General features: G+C 75.9%; 14 protein-coding genes. 6 read left to right on the forward strand and 8 right to left on the reverse strand.

What is annotated here, in order from left to right; genetic code table 11:
- Position 1: 1 nt before the first annotated feature.
- A complete protein-coding gene (locus AB3388_RS15275; protein WP_495406137.1) occupies positions 2-388 on the forward strand; it encodes a 6-pyruvoyl trahydropterin synthase family protein in 387 nt (128 codons plus the stop codon).
- Here the strand turns inward: AB3388_RS15275 and AB3388_RS15280 are convergent.
- Positions 352-1,455 (reverse strand): glycosyltransferase family 4 protein, encoded by a 1,104-nt coding sequence (locus tag AB3388_RS15280; RefSeq protein WP_495406138.1) that lies wholly within the window; start codon positions 1,453-1,455, stop codon positions 352-354. The two genes, AB3388_RS15275 and AB3388_RS15280, sit on opposite strands and share 37 nt — an antisense overlap.
- On the opposite strand from AB3388_RS15280, the gene AB3388_RS15285 reads away from it, so the two are divergent.
- The gene (locus AB3388_RS15285) at positions 1,441-2,517 is read left to right on the forward strand and encodes a glycosyltransferase (protein ID WP_495406139.1); all 1,077 of its coding nucleotides are present in this window, start codon (positions 1,441-1,443) and stop codon (positions 2,515-2,517) included. The two genes, AB3388_RS15280 and AB3388_RS15285, sit on opposite strands and share 15 nt — an antisense overlap.
- Positions 2,514-3,455: an FkbM family methyltransferase gene (locus AB3388_RS15290; protein WP_495406140.1), complete on the forward strand. Its 942-nt coding sequence runs from the start codon at positions 2,514-2,516 to the stop codon at positions 3,453-3,455. The genes AB3388_RS15285 and AB3388_RS15290 overlap by 4 nt, the downstream gene beginning before the upstream one ends.
- A 1-nt stretch (position 3,456) precedes the next feature.
- Here the strand turns inward: AB3388_RS15290 and AB3388_RS15295 are convergent, their stop codons facing one another.
- A complete protein-coding gene (locus tag AB3388_RS15295; protein WP_495406141.1) occupies positions 3,457-4,416 on the reverse strand; it encodes a Gfo/Idh/MocA family protein in 960 nt (319 codons plus the stop codon).
- A gap of 147 nt (positions 4,417-4,563) precedes the next feature.
- Between AB3388_RS15295 and AB3388_RS15300 the strand changes: the two genes are divergently transcribed.
- Complete coding sequence (locus tag AB3388_RS15300) at positions 4,564-5,541, forward strand: glucosyl-3-phosphoglycerate synthase (RefSeq protein WP_495406142.1); 978 nt, start codon at positions 4,564-4,566, stop codon at positions 5,539-5,541.
- Positions 5,538-6,731 carry a glycosyltransferase gene (locus AB3388_RS15305; protein ID WP_495406143.1) on the forward strand — a complete coding sequence of 398 codons (1,194 nt, stop codon included), beginning with the start codon at positions 5,538-5,540 and terminating at the stop codon, positions 6,729-6,731. The genes AB3388_RS15300 and AB3388_RS15305 overlap by 4 nt, the downstream gene beginning before the upstream one ends.
- A gap of 166 nt (positions 6,732-6,897) precedes the next feature.
- Here the strand turns inward: AB3388_RS15305 and AB3388_RS15310 are convergent, their stop codons facing one another.
- The 4 genes from AB3388_RS15310 to AB3388_RS15325 form a co-directional block, all read right to left on the reverse strand.
- Positions 6,898-7,308 (reverse strand): DUF6221 family protein, encoded by a 411-nt coding sequence (locus AB3388_RS15310; protein WP_495406144.1) that lies wholly within the window; start codon positions 7,306-7,308, stop codon positions 6,898-6,900.
- 32 nt (positions 7,309-7,340) lie between these two features.
- Positions 7,341-7,952, reverse strand: a complete 612-nt coding sequence (gene sigE, locus AB3388_RS15315) for an RNA polymerase sigma factor SigE (RefSeq protein WP_495406145.1) — start codon at positions 7,950-7,952, stop codon at positions 7,341-7,343.
- A 186-nt stretch (positions 7,953-8,138) separates the two neighbouring features.
- Entirely contained in the window at positions 8,139-9,542 is a 1,404-nt protein-coding gene (lpdA, locus tag AB3388_RS15320) for a dihydrolipoyl dehydrogenase (protein WP_495406146.1), read from the reverse strand.
- 115 nt (positions 9,543-9,657) lie between these two features.
- Positions 9,658-9,930 carry a hypothetical protein gene (locus AB3388_RS15325; RefSeq protein ID WP_495406147.1) on the reverse strand — a complete coding sequence of 91 codons (273 nt, stop codon included), beginning with the start codon at positions 9,928-9,930 and terminating at the stop codon, positions 9,658-9,660.
- A 93-nt stretch (positions 9,931-10,023) separates the two neighbouring features.
- Between AB3388_RS15325 and AB3388_RS15330 the strand changes: the two genes are divergently transcribed.
- A complete protein-coding gene (locus AB3388_RS15330; RefSeq protein WP_495406148.1) occupies positions 10,024-11,046 on the forward strand; it encodes an LLM class flavin-dependent oxidoreductase in 1,023 nt (340 codons plus the stop codon).
- Here AB3388_RS15330 and AB3388_RS15335 read toward each other — a convergent pair.
- Both AB3388_RS15335 and AB3388_RS15340 read right to left on the reverse strand, forming a co-directional pair.
- Complete coding sequence (locus tag AB3388_RS15335) at positions 11,043-11,711, reverse strand: response regulator (protein WP_495406149.1); 669 nt, start codon at positions 11,709-11,711, stop codon at positions 11,043-11,045. The two genes, AB3388_RS15330 and AB3388_RS15335, sit on opposite strands and share 4 nt — an antisense overlap.
- Positions 11,708-13,324 carry a sensor histidine kinase gene (locus tag AB3388_RS15340; RefSeq protein WP_495406150.1) on the reverse strand — a complete coding sequence of 539 codons (1,617 nt, stop codon included), beginning with the start codon at positions 13,322-13,324 and terminating at the stop codon, positions 11,708-11,710. The genes AB3388_RS15335 and AB3388_RS15340 overlap by 4 nt, the downstream gene beginning before the upstream one ends.
- Positions 13,325-13,382: the final 58 nt, after the last annotated feature.

The following is a 13,382-nucleotide window of genomic DNA, read 5'->3' on the forward strand; positions in this document are numbered from 1 at the left end:
CATGTACGAGACCGGGACCGGGTTCGGGGTGCGCGCCTTCCACGTGATGCCGGGGATGCCGCCGCCGGAGGGTGAGCGGCACTCGCACGACTACCGGTTCGACGTCGTCGTCCGCCGGGAGGACCTCGACGAGCGGGGCATGGTCGTCGACCTCGACGTGCTGGACGACGCGCTGCGGGGCGCCGCCGCGCGGGTCGACGGCCAGGACCTGGAGGGGATCGTGCCGGTGGAGGCGGTGACCGTGGAGGCGTTCGCCCGCTGGCTGCACGGCGAGCTCGCGACCGCGCTGGGCGCCCTGCCGGGGACGACGCTCGCCGTCCGGGTGTGGGAGAACCCCGACGCGTTCGGCGGCTACACCGCGCCGCTGGACGGGACCAGCTCGGCGTAGGCGGCCAGGCAGCGGCGGGCGCAGGCGTCCCAGGTGAACTCCTCGAGCACGACCTCGCGGCCCCGCTCCCCCATGCGCGCGGCCAGCGCCCGGTCGCCGAGCAGCTGGGCCAGCCGCTCGCGCAGCTCGGCCACGTCACCGGGGGTCACCAGGAAGCCGGTCTCGCCGTCGCGCACCACCTCGGGCAGGCCGTCGAGCCGGCTGGCGACCACCGGCGTCCCGCTGGCCATCGCCTCGAGCACGGACAGGCCCAGCAGCTCGGAGATGGCGAAGTGCCGGCCGTAGCAGTCCTCCCGGACGGTGGGCAGGACGAAGACCGCCGCGGTGCGGTGCAGGGCGGGCAGCGCGTCCTCGCCGACCGCGCCGGGGAAGGCGACGTCCCGGCCGCGGGCCAGCTCCCGCAGCAGCAGGGGGTAGTCCCGCGCCGGCGGGCGGGGGTCGTGGCCGGCGGAGCCGGCCACGGTGAGCCGCGCGCCGTCGGGCAGCGCCCGGATCAGCCGGTCGACGCCCTTGTGCGGGGTGATCCGCCCGACGTAGAGGACGCCGTCCCGGCGGGTGCCCGGGTCCGGGGCGAACCGCCGCGGGTCCGCGCCGCCGTACACGACGCGGGTCCGGGCGGCGGGCACGCCCAGAACCGCCGCGGAGAACGCGGAGACGGTCAGGAACCGGTCGAACAGCGCGGGCAGCAGCCCGAGCCACCCGCCGCCGCCGAAGCCGTGGTCGGTGGTCACCAGCCGCTGCCCCCGCAGCCGCGCCGCCACGGCCGCGACCCGGCTGGGGGCGCTGCGCGTGTGGTGGGTGTGGACGACGTCGGCGCCGTCGAGCGCCCACGGCAGCTGCGGCGCGATCGGGTGCGCGGGGTGCCGGCGGACGTGCCCGAGTGGGCGCAGCGTGCGCACCCGCAGCCCCGACGGATCGCGGACCAGCCCCGGCCGGGGGCCGAAGGTCACCAGGTCGACCTCGGCGTGGCGAGCCAGGGCGCGGGCCAGCTCGACCGGGTAGCGTTCACCGCCGCCCAGCAGGCCGCCGGCGCCGAACGGGGTGGGCGCGACATGGACGATCCGCACGAGCTGATGGTCTCGCTGGTCACGCTCGGCGACCCGGGCACGCTCACCGGCGGCTACCTGTACCACCGGCGGATCGCTGCGCTGGCCCCCCGGTTCGGCGCGCGGGTCCGCTTCGTCTCGGTGCCCGCCGCGCCCTTCCCGCTGCCGGTCGCCGCGGGGGCCCGGGTGCTGCGGCGGGCGGTGCGCTCCCGGCCCGACGTCCTGCTGCTCGACAGCATCGCCGCGGCGTACCTCGGGCCCTGGCTGCGGCGCGCCGGCGTCCCGGTCGTCGCGATCCTGCACCAGCCCCCGGGCGGGATCGACGCCGGACGGCTGCGCACCGCCGTGCAGGCCCTGCTCGACCGGTGGGCCTACCGCGCGGCCGATCCGCTGCTGGCGGCCAGCGCCGCGCTCGCCGACGACCTGGCGGCGGCCGGCCTCCCGCCGGACCGGCTGCGGGTCGTCCCGCCCGGGCGGGACGTGGCCCCCGACCCCGGCCCGGACCCGGGCGACCTCCGGTGCGGCCGGCGGGCGGCGGTGCTGTCGGTCGGCAACTGGGTGGCCCGCAAGGGCCTGCTCGACCTGCTGGAGGCGGTGCGCCGGCTCCCGGACGACGCGGTGACCCTGCACCTGGTCGGGGACCCGGACGCCGAGCCGCGCTACGCCGTCCGGGTCCGCGACCGGCTCGCCGATCCGCTGCTGGCCGGCCGGGTGGTCGTGCACGGGCCGCTGCCGGTGGACGGCGTCGCGGCCCTCTACGCCGCCGCGGACGTCTTCGCCCTGGCCAGCCTCCGCGAGCCCTACGGCACCGTGCTCGGCGAGGCGATGGCGGCCGGGCTGCCGGTCGTCGGGTACGCCGCGGGCAACCTCCCGCACCTGGCCCGGGACGGCGAGGAGGGGCTCGTCGTCCCGCCGGGGGACGTCGCCGCGCTGACCACGGCGCTGTTCCGCCTGGCGACCGACGAGGCGCTGCGGGCCCGGCTGGGCGCGGCGGCCGCCCGGCGGGCCGCGACCTTCCCGACCTGGGAGGACAGCGCGGCCCGGCTGTTCGGCGAGCTGCGCGCCGCCGCGGGCCGGGCGTGAGCCGCGCTCGGGCGGCCCTCCGCCCGGTGGCGCGGTCGGTCGTCGGCCGGCTGCCGCTCCCGGTCGCCGACGCGCTCCGCCGTCCGCTGCCCGACCGGCCGGGTGTCGTCCGCCGGGCGGTCCTGCGCGCGCTGCGGGAGGGCGGCATCCCCCGCGCGGTGAGCACCTTCCGGCTGGCCGACGACCCGGGGCTGGCCTTCGTCGCCGCCGACTCCCTCGTGCTCGCCCAGCTCTACTGGTACGGCACGCAGGGCTGGGAGCCCGAGCTGCTGCCGTGGTGGCGGCGCTTCTGCCGGCGGGCCGAGTCGGTGCTCGAGCTGGGCGCCAACGTCGGCTACTTCACCGTGCAGGCCGCGCGGGCCGCGCCGGGGACCCGCCACGTGGCCGTCGAGCCGCATCCGTTCTCCGCGGAGATCTGCCGGGCCAACCTGGCCCTCAACGGGGTCGGCAACGTGCAGCTGGTCGAGGCCGCGGCGGTGCCCGGCCCGGCTGCGGCGCCGGTGCAGCTGCGCGTGCCCGCCGACCAGCTGGCCACCCCGACCGTCGCCTTCCTCGGGCCGGACACCGAGCTGCCCCCGGCCATGACGCGGGACGTGACCACCGTGCTCGACGTCCCCGCGGTCGACGTGCGCGCGCTCGTCGCCGGCGCCGACCTGGTCAAGCTCGACGTCGAGGGCCAGGAGCACACCCTGCTCGCGGCCGCCCGCGAGCACCTGCGCGCCCGGCACCCGGCGCTGTTCGTCGAGGTGCTGGAGGGGACCCCGCAGCTGCGCGCGCTGCTCGCGGACCTGTGCCGGCGGGACGGCTACCGCTGCTACGCCGTCACCCGCGCCGCGCTGGTCGAGCTGGACCCGGCGCGGCTGGCGGGCGTGCGGCTGGAGGCGGAGTTCGGCGGGCACGACGTCGTCCTGTGCGCCGGCGACCCGCCACCGGCCTGACCTACCGCCCCCCGACCGGTACGGCGGTGCCGGTACGCGCCGCCTCGGCCACCGCGACGGCGAGGGCGTGGGTCTGCAGCGCCTCGGCGACGTCGACCAGCCCGGGGGGCGCCGGCCGGCCGGAGAGCAGGTCGACGAAGCCCCGGTCGACGGCGCGCCGGGCGTCCACCCCCGGCGCGGCGCACGAGTCGCCCTCCGGGGTGGCGATCCGCAGCGACGTCTCGGTCATGTGCACCGACAGCGCGTCGGTGACCACGTCGAGCCCGGCCGCGGTGGGCGACGGCAGCAGGCAGGAGGTGCTCACCGTGCCGACGGCCCCGGACTCGAAGCGCAGCACCGCGGCGGTCGCGTCCGGCACGTCCCGCCCCGCCGACGAGGACGGCGCCGCCGCTCCGACCACCTCGGCCACCTCGCCCGCGAAAAGCCGCAGCAGGTCGAGCACGTGCGTCGCCTGCTCGACGACCTGCCCGCCGGACAGCTCCTCGCGGCTCCACCACGGCGAGGCCGGCGTGGCGCCCCACCACCGGGCCGCGACCAGCCGGACCGCCCGGCCGCGGACCGCCCCGGCGGCCCGCTCGACGGTGTCGAGGTAGCGCCAGTGGTAGCCAGTGGCGGTCGGCAGCTCGGCGGCGGCGACCGCGGCGGCGACGTCCCGCGCGACGGCCAGGTCGGCGGCCAGCGGCTTCTCGACGAAGAACGGCAGCCCCGCGCGCACCAGCGCGTGCTCCAGCTCGCCGTGCGCGAACGGGGGCACGCACAGCCACACCGCGTCGAGCCGCGCGCGCAGCAGCTCGTCCGGGTCGTCGACGACCGGGACGTCGAGCGTCTCGCCCAGCGCCTCGGCCGCCGGACGCAGCGGATCGCAGATGCCGACCAGCTCGACGTCGTCGAGTGCGGCGAGCGTGCGGGCGTGCCGCGCCCCGACCGCTCCTGCACCGATGAGCCCCGCCCGCACCGTCATGAAGGGCGATCATGCCGCCTCGGCCCGTGCTCCGGCCAGAGATCCCGCGCGCCGATCGGGAGACAACGGGCCGGGTCGTGCAGCAGTCTGGGGCACCTCCGGGGGACCCACGGCCGCACGAGAGCACCGTCGGAAGGAGATCGAGGAATGCGGACTGAGATCACGCACTGGCTGGCGCGCCGCACCTACCGCGCCTCCAGCTGGAGCGCCTCCGGCCTGCTCGAGGCCAAGCGGCGCGACGGCGGCACGGTCAGCGTCGTCCTGCCGGCCCTCGACGAGGAGGCGACCGTGGGCGCCATCGTCGAGGCGATCCGGTCGTCCTTCGTCGAGCGGATCCCGCTCGTCGACGAGCTCGTCGTCGTCGACAGCGGCTCCACCGACCGGACGGCGGCCGTCGCCGCGGCCGCCGGGGCGCGCGTGGTCCACGTCGACGACGTCCTGCCCGCGCACGGGCGGGTACCCGGCAAGGGCGAGGCGCTGTGGAAGTCGCTGTTCGTCACCGACGGCGACCTGGTGGTCTTCCTCGACTCCGACGTGCACGACTTCGATCCCGGGTTCGTCATCGGGCTCCTGGGCCCGCTGATCACCGACCCCTCGGTCGGCTACGTCAAGGGGCTCTACGACCGGCCGCTGGCCACCTCCGAGGGGCTGGTGCCCACCGGCGGCGGCCGGGTCACCGAGCTCACCGCCCGGCCGCTGCTGGGCGCGCTGTGGCCGCACCTGTCCGGCTTCGTCCAGCCGCTCAGCGGGGAGTACGCCGGCCGGCGCCGGCTGCTCGAGCAGGTGCCGTTCGTGTCGCACTACGGCGTGGAGCTCGGCCTGCTCATCGACCTGGCCGAGCTCGCCGGCATCGACGCGCTCGCCCAGGTGGACCTCGGCACCCGGCGGCACGGCCACCAGTCCGACGCCGCGCTGGGCCGGATGGCGGGGCAGATCCTGCAGACCGCACTGGCCCGCTGCCACAGCCTGCCGGTGCCGGGCGACGAGCTGGTCCAGTTCGTCCGGGACGGCGCCGACGTCGAGGCCGTGGCCTGGGACGTCGGCGTCATCGAGCGCCCGCCCATGAACACCGTGCCCGAGTACCGGGCGCTGCGCGGCATCCGCACCCCCGGCGGGCCCGCGTGAAGATCCTCATGGACGCCGGCCCGTGGCTGCCGGTGCCACCCCGCGGCTACGGCGGGCTGGAGAACGTCGTCGCCACGCTCACCACCGAGCTGCGCCGCCGCGGGCACACGGTCGTGCTGGCCACCGTCGGCGAGAGCACGCAGCCCGCCGATGGGCGGGTCACCGCCTTCGCCACCGGGCAGTTCGGCCGGCTGGCCGCCCCGTACCCCGAGGTCACCGGGCTGGCGCACGCCCACGAGCAGGCGGTCGTGGCCGAGCTGCGCCGGCACGCCGCGGCCGGCGTGCCGTTCGACCTAGTGCACAGCCACGTCGAGGTGGTCGGCCCGGCGGTGCTCGCCGCGCTGGGCCCGGCGGCGCCGCCGGTGCTGCACACGCTGCACTGGGACCTGCGGCGCAACGCCGCGTTCTACGAGGCGTTCGACGGCGGCGGGCGGGTGTTCTACGCGGGCGTCTCCGACAGCCAGCTCGCCCGCGGCCCGGCGCTGCTGCGGCGGCAGGCGCTGGGCGCGGTGCCGCTGTCGGTGCCGATCCCGGACGACCCCCCTGCCGCGCCGGCGGAGCGCGGGGACTTCGTGCTCGTCCTCGCCCGGCTGTGCGAGCTGAAGGGCACCGACATCGCAGTGCGCGCGTGCCGGGCGGCCGGGGTGCCCCTGGTGCTGGCCGGCCCGGTCGGCGGTCAGCCCGACGCCGCGGCGCTCGCTGCGGCGCTCGCCGACCCCGCGAGCCCGCTGCACGGCTACCCCGACGTCCGCTGGTTCGGCGAGCACGTGGCCCCCCTGCTCGGCGACGGGGCCCGGTGGATCGGCAGCGTGGACGGCGAGGAGAAGCGCCGGCTGCTGCGCTCCGCCCGGGCCGCGCTGTTCCCGATCCGGTGGGCCGAGCCGGGCGGCACCGCGGTCTGCGAGGCCATGGCCGCCGGGACGCCGGTGGTCGGCATGGCGCGGGGCTGCCTGCCCTCGCTCGTGGACGACGGGATCACCGGGTTCCTCGCCACCGACGAGGCCGGGTTCACCGCGGCGCTCGGGCGGCTGGACGAGCTGGACCCGGAGGCGTGCGTGGCCACCGCGCGCCGGCGGTTCTCCCCCGCGGTCATGGCCGAGGGCTACGAGCGGCTCTACGCCGAGACGCTGCGCCGCGCCGCCCAGGAGCCGGCCGCACGGCCGGTGCCGGCGGCCCTCGGCTCCGGGTAGCGGCGCGACGGACGCGGCCCGCGCCGCCACCGAGTGTCGCGCCGTGGTGGTATCGCGCCTTCGGGAGACCACCACGATCCGACTCTCGGTGGGTCTCCGGCCGGGCTCACCCTCCCGGGACCGGCGAACCCACCTCAGGTCACGGATCGTCTGCCGCGGTACCCGCTCAGGGCCGCCACTCCGGCCGGTAGTCGTGGTGCTCGGCGTAGGGCAGCGCGAGCAGCGCCAGGGTCAGCGCGGCCAGCTGGTGCTGGTCCGACGGCGTGAGGAAGAAGTCGGCCAGGCCGTGCGGCCGGGCGCCGAGGAAGTGCAGGTCGGGACCGATGTCGCGGCAGGCCATGACCAGCCGCCGCCGCGTCGCGCACTCCGCGATGGTCCGCGCGGGGTCGTGGTGGGCCGCGTGCTCGCCCACGGACGGCGGCAGCGGGCCGAGGGCGCCGTCGCCGTGGTGCCACCGCTCCTGCCCGCTGCCCTCGGCCGCGTCGACGGCGATCCGCTTGTCCTCGGCGATGCGGGCCAGCAGGAACTCGTCGAGATTGGGCTCCCGATCCGGTTCCAGCCCGGAGTCCGGTTCCATCGGGCCATCCTGCCGCGCCGCGATCGGGGCCACTACGCCGCCCCGTCGTCGGGGACGGCGGCGGCGCGGCGCGGGTCCAGGTGGGCCAGCGCCGCGCGCAGCTGCACCCGGCCGCGGTGGATCCGGCTGCGCACCGTCCCGAGCTTGATGCCCAGCGTCGCCGCGATCTCCTCGTAGGTCAGCCCCTCGATGTCGCACAGGACCACGGCGACGCGGAACTCCGGCGAGAGCGCGTCCAGCGCGGCCTGGATCTGCGGATCGAGGTGGGTGTCGGCGTACACCTGCTCCGGGCTCGGCGTGCTGCCCGGCAGCCGCTCGGTGTCCTCGGGCAGCGCGTCGAACCGGATCCGCTGCCGGCGCCGCACCATGTCCAGGAACAGGTTCGTGGTGATCCGGTGCAGCCAGCCCTCGAAGGTGCCGGGCGAGAAGGTGGCCAGGGACCGGAACACCCGGATGAACGTCTCCTGGGTGAGGTCCTCGGCGTCGTGCTGGTTGCCGGAGAGGCGGTAGGCCAGCCGGTACACCCGCGCGGAGTGCTCGCGCACGACCTCGTCCCAGGTGGGCGTCACCCAGTTCTCGGTCGCGGCGGGCACGCTCTCGAGCGCGCCGGCAACAGGGACGGTCGACGAAACAGCGGTGCTCATGACGGGAGTCCTCCAACCCGGCGGTCGGCAGGTCTCCCCCACCCGGATGTTTACCGGGCCGGTGGCGCCGGGCCTGGTTCCAGGCCGTACTGACGACGCTCCGCGGAGGGGTACTCCCCTACTGCAACGAATTCTGCACGAGGCCGGCGGCGGCTGTCCACTCGCCGCCGCCGACTCACGGCAAGATCACAGGTTGATCATGTGCCCCGTGAGGCCGTGGAACGCCTCCTGCAGCGCCTCGGACAGCGTCGGGTGGGCGTGCACGTTGCGGGCCAGCTCGAGAGCGGTGAGGTCCCACTTCTGCGCGAGGGTGAGCTCGGGCAGCAGCTCGGTGACCTCGGGGCCGATCAGGTGGCCGCCGAGCAGCTCGCCGTAGGTCTCGTCGGCGATCAGCTTGACGAACCCGCCCGGCTCCCCCAGGCCCTGGGCCTTGCCGTTCGCCGTGAACGGGAACTGGACGACCTTGACCTTCCAGCCCTTCTCGTCGGCGAGCTCGCGGGCCTGGGCCTCGGTGTAGCCGAAGCTGGCCACCTGCGGGGAGCAGAACGTGGCGCGCGGCATCATCGGGTACTCGAGGGTCATCGTCTCGGCGCCGGCGATGGTCTCCGCGGCGACGACCCCCTGGGCCTCGGCGACGTGCGCGAGCATGAGCTTCGCCGTCACGTCACCGATCGCGTACGCGTGCGGCACGTTCGTGCGCATGTGGTCGTCGATCGCGATGGCGCCGCGGTCGGTCAGCTGCACGCCGAGCTTGTCCAGGCCGTAGCCCTCGACCCGCGGCGCGAAGCCGATCGCCTGGACGACCTTGTCGGCCTTGAGCTCCTGCGTGCCCTTGGCGTTGGACACGGTGACGGTCACCGAGTCGCCGGAGTCGTCGATCCTCTCCACCTTCGTGGAGGTCAGGACGTCGACTCCGAGCTTGCGGTAGGCCTTGGCGAGCTCCTTGGAGACCGCCTCGTCCTCCAGCGGCAGCACCCGGTCGAGGAACTCGACGATGGTGACCTGCACGCCGTAGTTGCGGAGCACGAAGGCGAACTCGACGCCGATCGCGCCGGCGCCGGCGATGATCACGCTGCCCGGGAGCTCCCGGGTCATGATCTGCTCCTCGTAGGTCACCACGCGCTCGGAGAGCGACGTGCCCGGGATCAGCCGGGTGTTCGTGCCGGTCGCGATGATCACGTTGTCGAAGGTGACGGTCTCCTCGCCGCCGCCGGACAGCGCGACGCGCAGGGTGTGCGGGTCGGTGAACTCGCCCCAGCCGTCGAACTCGGTGATCTTGTTCTTCTTCATCAGGAAGTGGACGCCCTTGACGCGGCCGTCGGCCACGACCCGGCTGCGGTCGAAGGCGGCGCCGAAGTCGAACGTGACCTCGCCCGAGATGCCGAACGTCTTGGCCTCGTCGCGCACCAGGTGGGCGAGCTCGGCGTTGCGCAGCAGGGCCTTGGACGGGATGCAGCCGACGTTGAGGCACACCCCGCCCCAGTACTTCGTCTCCACGACGGCGACGCTCTTGCCGAGCTGCGCAGCGCGAATGGCGGCCACGTACCCGCCCGGACCGGCCCCGAGAACCACGACGTCGAAATGCGGCATGCCCCGAGCCTAGAGCCGCCCCCGTCCGCACTTCTCGTCGTGCCCTGCGGCGTCGGTCACCCGGGGGCGTGGGGGCGCGGGCCGGGCCGGGCACGCCCGCGCGTCGTGGCGGCGGTCAGGCGGTGGCGCCCGGGCGGTCCTGGCACTCGGGCAGGGTCAGCAGGTAGCTGTAGTAGGCGTCGGAGAAGCGGGGCACGAGCCCGTCCTCTGTCGGGATCTGTCCCGGCCAGCTGTGGCTGCGGGCCAGGGTGGTGGTGCAGCTCGGCGGGTCGAGCGCGGGCGGGTCGGCGGAGGCCGCGACGGCCGTGCCACCCACCAGTCCGGCCGCGGCCACGGACGTGGCGGCCAGCAGGAGAACGCCTCGTCGTCGGGAACGGCGGATCTGCATCGGGAGGACCTCCTCGGCGAGAGCAAGGGATGCCAGGAGGAGGTCCGGCCTCCGCCGGAGATACTCGGCGCCACCAGACGAAGGAGTGCCGCAATGCCCGATCCCTCGGTCCCGCTGGAGAAGCTGGGCTTCCTCACCATCGGCCTGTTCGACGGCGCCGATCCCGGGCCGGGGCACGAGACCACGCTTGCGGTCATCGAGCTCGGCGAACAGCTCGGGTTCGACAGCGCCTGGGTGCGGCACCGCCACCTGCAGTACGGCATCTCCTCGCCGGTCGCCGTCCTGGCCGCCGCCACCCAGCGGACCCGGCGGATCGCGCTGGGCACCGCCGTCATCCCGCTGGGCTGGGAGAACCCGCTGCGGCTGGCCGAGGACCTCGCCACCGTCGACGTCCTCTCCGGCGGGCGGCTGCACCCCGGCGTGAGCGTCGGGCCGCCGATGCACTGGGACGACGTGCAGGGCGCCCTCTACCCGGACACCTCCGGCGTCGAGGACTTCTCCTACGAGCGGGTGGCGCGGCTGCTGCGCTTCGTCCGGGGCGAGCGGGCCGCCTCGTTCCGCGGCCGGGAGAGCGTCGTCGAGGAGTGGTCGGACCGGGTGGAGCCGCACTCCCCCGGCCTGGCGGCGCGGATGTGGTACGGCGGCGGCAGCGAGAGCTCGGCGCGGTGGGCCGGGGAGCACGGCATGAACTTCCTGACCAGCAACGTGGTCAAGGCCGTGGACTCGGTCGACTTCGCCGAGATCCAGCGCTCGCACATCCGGGCCTTCCGCGCCGCTCATCCGGCCGGGGACGCCGCCCGCGTCTCGCAGGGGCTGGTGGTCATCCCGACCGACAGCGCCTCACCCGAGCAGAAGGCGAAGTACACCGCCTACGTCGAGGCCCGCTCGCCGCGCAACGGGATCCCGCAGGGACCCGCCCGCCTGCTGTTCGCACCCGACGTGCTCGGCACCGCCGACGAGATCGCCGAGGCGCTCTACGCGAACGCCGGCTTCCGGGAGGTCCGGGAGGTGGCCTTCGCGCTGCCGTTCAGCTTCGAGCACGAGGACTACGTGCAGATCCTCACCGACATCGCCACGAAGCTCGGTCCCGCGCTCGGCTGGCGGCCGGCGGTCTAGCGCCAGCGGTACTCGAGCTCGGGGCGCCCCGTCCCCCCGTACCGCGGCGAGCGGTCGACCAGGCCGGCGTCGGCGAGGTACTCGAGGTAGCGGCGTGCCGTGATGCGCGACGCTCCGATCACCTCGGCGGTCTCGGCTGCGGAGAGGCCGTCGGCCGCGCGGACGGCGGAGACCACCGAGTCCAGGGTCTCCCTGCCCATCCCCTTGGGCAGCGGGGCGGTCCCCGTCGGCCGGACGGCGTCGAGCACGCGGTCGATCTCCGACTGGCCGCTCACCTCGCCGCCGCGGGTGAGCTGGGCGCGGTAGCTCGCGTACGCCTCAAGCCGCTCGCGCAGCGCCGGGTAGGTGAACGGCTTGAGCAGGTAGCCGACGACCCCCTGGGCGGCCGCGGCGCGCACGGTGGTCAGCTCCCGGGCGGAGGTCACCGCGAGCACGTCGACCTCGGCGCCGGCGGCGCGGATCCGCCGGCACAGGTCGATGCCGTGCGCGTCGGGCAGATTCATGTCGAGCAGCACCAGGTCGACCGGGGTCCGCGAGAGAGCGTCCAGGGCCTGCCCGCCGGTGCCCGCGACGGCCACCGTGGTGAAGCCCGCGGTCCGGTCGACGTAGGCGCGGTGCGCCTCCGCCGCCACCGGCTCGTCCTCCACCACCAGCACCCGGATCACCGCGGCCCCCGTGCGGCGTCGACGGGCAGCGAGACGCTGAACTCGGCGCCGGGCCCGGGCCGGCAGGTCACCGTGCCGCCGTTGCGCGCCACCGCCTGCCGGACGAGCGCCAGCCCGAGGCCCCGGCCGGCGGCCCCGGACGGCTTCGTCGTCCACCCGCGCTCGAACACGTGCGCCGCCTGCTCCTCGGTCAGCCCCGGGCCGCTGTCCTCCACGCGGATCTCCAGCCGCCCGTCCTCCTCCCAGGCGGCCAGCCGGACCTCCCGCGGGGGCTCCGCCGCCAGCGCCGCGTCGACCGCGTTGTCGACCAGGTTGCCGACGATGGTGACCAGATCACCGCCCGGGATGCCGGTGGTGCCGACCGCCGTGCCCGGATCGATGTCGAGCCGGACGCCGCGCTCGTGCGCGGTCGCCGCCTTGCCGAGCAGCAGCGCCGCGAGCACCGGCTCCCCCACGCCGTCCACGACCCGGTCGGTCAGCCGCTGGGCCGTGGCCAGCTCGCCGGTGGCGAACGCGACGGCGTCCTGGGCACGGCCCAGCTCGACGAGGGAGACCATCGTGTGCAGCCGGTTGGCGGCCTCGTGCGCCTGGGAGCGCAGCGACTCGGCGAAGGCCCGGATGCTGTCCCGCTCGCCGGTGACCGCCTGCAGCTCGGTGCGGTCGCGCAGGGTGACGACCGTGCCGGCCGCGCGGCCCTCCGCGGACGTCGGCGCCTGGTTGACCACGACCACCCGCGACCCGGTCAGGAAGACCTCGTCGGTCACCGCACGCTGCCCGGTGAGCGCCGCGGTCAGCTCGCCGGGCAGGCCCAGCTCCCCGACGCGCCGGCCGGTGGGGTCGCCGGCCACGTCGAGCAGCCGGCGGGCCTCGTCGTTGGCCAGCTGCACGCGGCCGTCGTCGTCGACCAGCAGGAGACCCTCCCGGACGGCGTGCAGCGCCGCGTGGTGGTAGTCGACCAGCCGGGCCAGCTGCACCGGCGACAGCCCGTGCGTCTGCCGCCGGAGCCGGCGGCTGAGCACCCAGCTGCCGACGGCCCCGACGGCGAAGGTGGCCAGCGCCGTCCCGACGATGCCGGGCAGGGCGCCGGTGAGGTCCCGGCCGAGGGCGGTGAGCGTGATGCCTGCCGACACCAGGGCCACCACCCGTCCGGAGTCGTCGACCACCGGCGCGACCGTGCGCAGCGAGGGGCCGAGGGTGCCGGTGTAGGTCTCGGTGAACGTGCGGCCGGCCAGCGCGGGGGCGATCGTGCCGATGTACGGGCGGCCGATCTCGGCGGGGTCGGGATGGGTGAACCGGGTGCGGTCGGGGGCGAGCACCGTGATGAACGAGGTGCCGGTCGCCTTCCGGACCCGCTCGACGTAGGGCTGCAGGGCGGCGCTCGGGTCGGGACCGGTCACCGCCTGCAGCACCAGCGGCGAGGTCACGAGGCTGTCGACGACGGCGGTGGTCCGCTGCTCGCCGCTGCGCCGGACGTCGGTGCGCGCGTCGGCGTAGGCGACCGCGCTCGAGGTGAGGACGACGGCGAGCACCACCAGCGCCTGGAGCAGCAGCAACCGGGCCGCCAGGCTGGCCCCGCCGGGGCGCGGGCGGGCCAGGGACGCGGGGATTCGCACGCCCGGAGTGTCCGCGCGCGCCCGGCGTGAACGCTATGAACGCAAGCGTGACCGGGGT

This window comes from Geodermatophilus sp. SMS 5-13 (assembly GCF_059428245.1).

Bases quoted from the DNA above. Each gene is read 5' to 3' on its own strand.
- AB3388_RS15275 (WP_495406137.1), top strand. From the start codon at position 2: ATGTACGAGACCGGGACCGGGTTCGGGGTGCGCGCCTTCCACGTGATG.
- AB3388_RS15285 (WP_495406139.1), top strand. From the start codon at position 1,441: ATGGACGATCCGCACGAGCTGATGGTCTCGCTGGTCACGCTCGGCGAC.
- AB3388_RS15295 (WP_495406141.1), bottom strand. From the start codon at position 4,416: ATGACGGTGCGGGCGGGGCTCATCGGTGCAGGAGCGGTCGGGGCGCGG.
- AB3388_RS15300 (WP_495406142.1), top strand. From the start codon at position 4,564: ATGCGGACTGAGATCACGCACTGGCTGGCGCGCCGCACCTACCGCGCC.
- AB3388_RS15310 (WP_495406144.1), bottom strand. From the start codon at position 7,308: ATGGAACCGGACTCCGGGCTGGAACCGGATCGGGAGCCCAATCTCGAC.
- sigE (WP_495406145.1), bottom strand. From the start codon at position 7,952: ATGAGCACCGCTGTTTCGTCGACCGTCCCTGTTGCCGGCGCGCTCGAG.
- lpdA (WP_495406146.1), bottom strand. From the start codon at position 9,542: ATGCCGCATTTCGACGTCGTGGTTCTCGGGGCCGGTCCGGGCGGGTAC.
- AB3388_RS15325 (WP_495406147.1), bottom strand. From the start codon at position 9,930: ATGCAGATCCGCCGTTCCCGACGACGAGGCGTTCTCCTGCTGGCCGCC.
- AB3388_RS15330 (WP_495406148.1), top strand. From the start codon at position 10,024: ATGCCCGATCCCTCGGTCCCGCTGGAGAAGCTGGGCTTCCTCACCATC.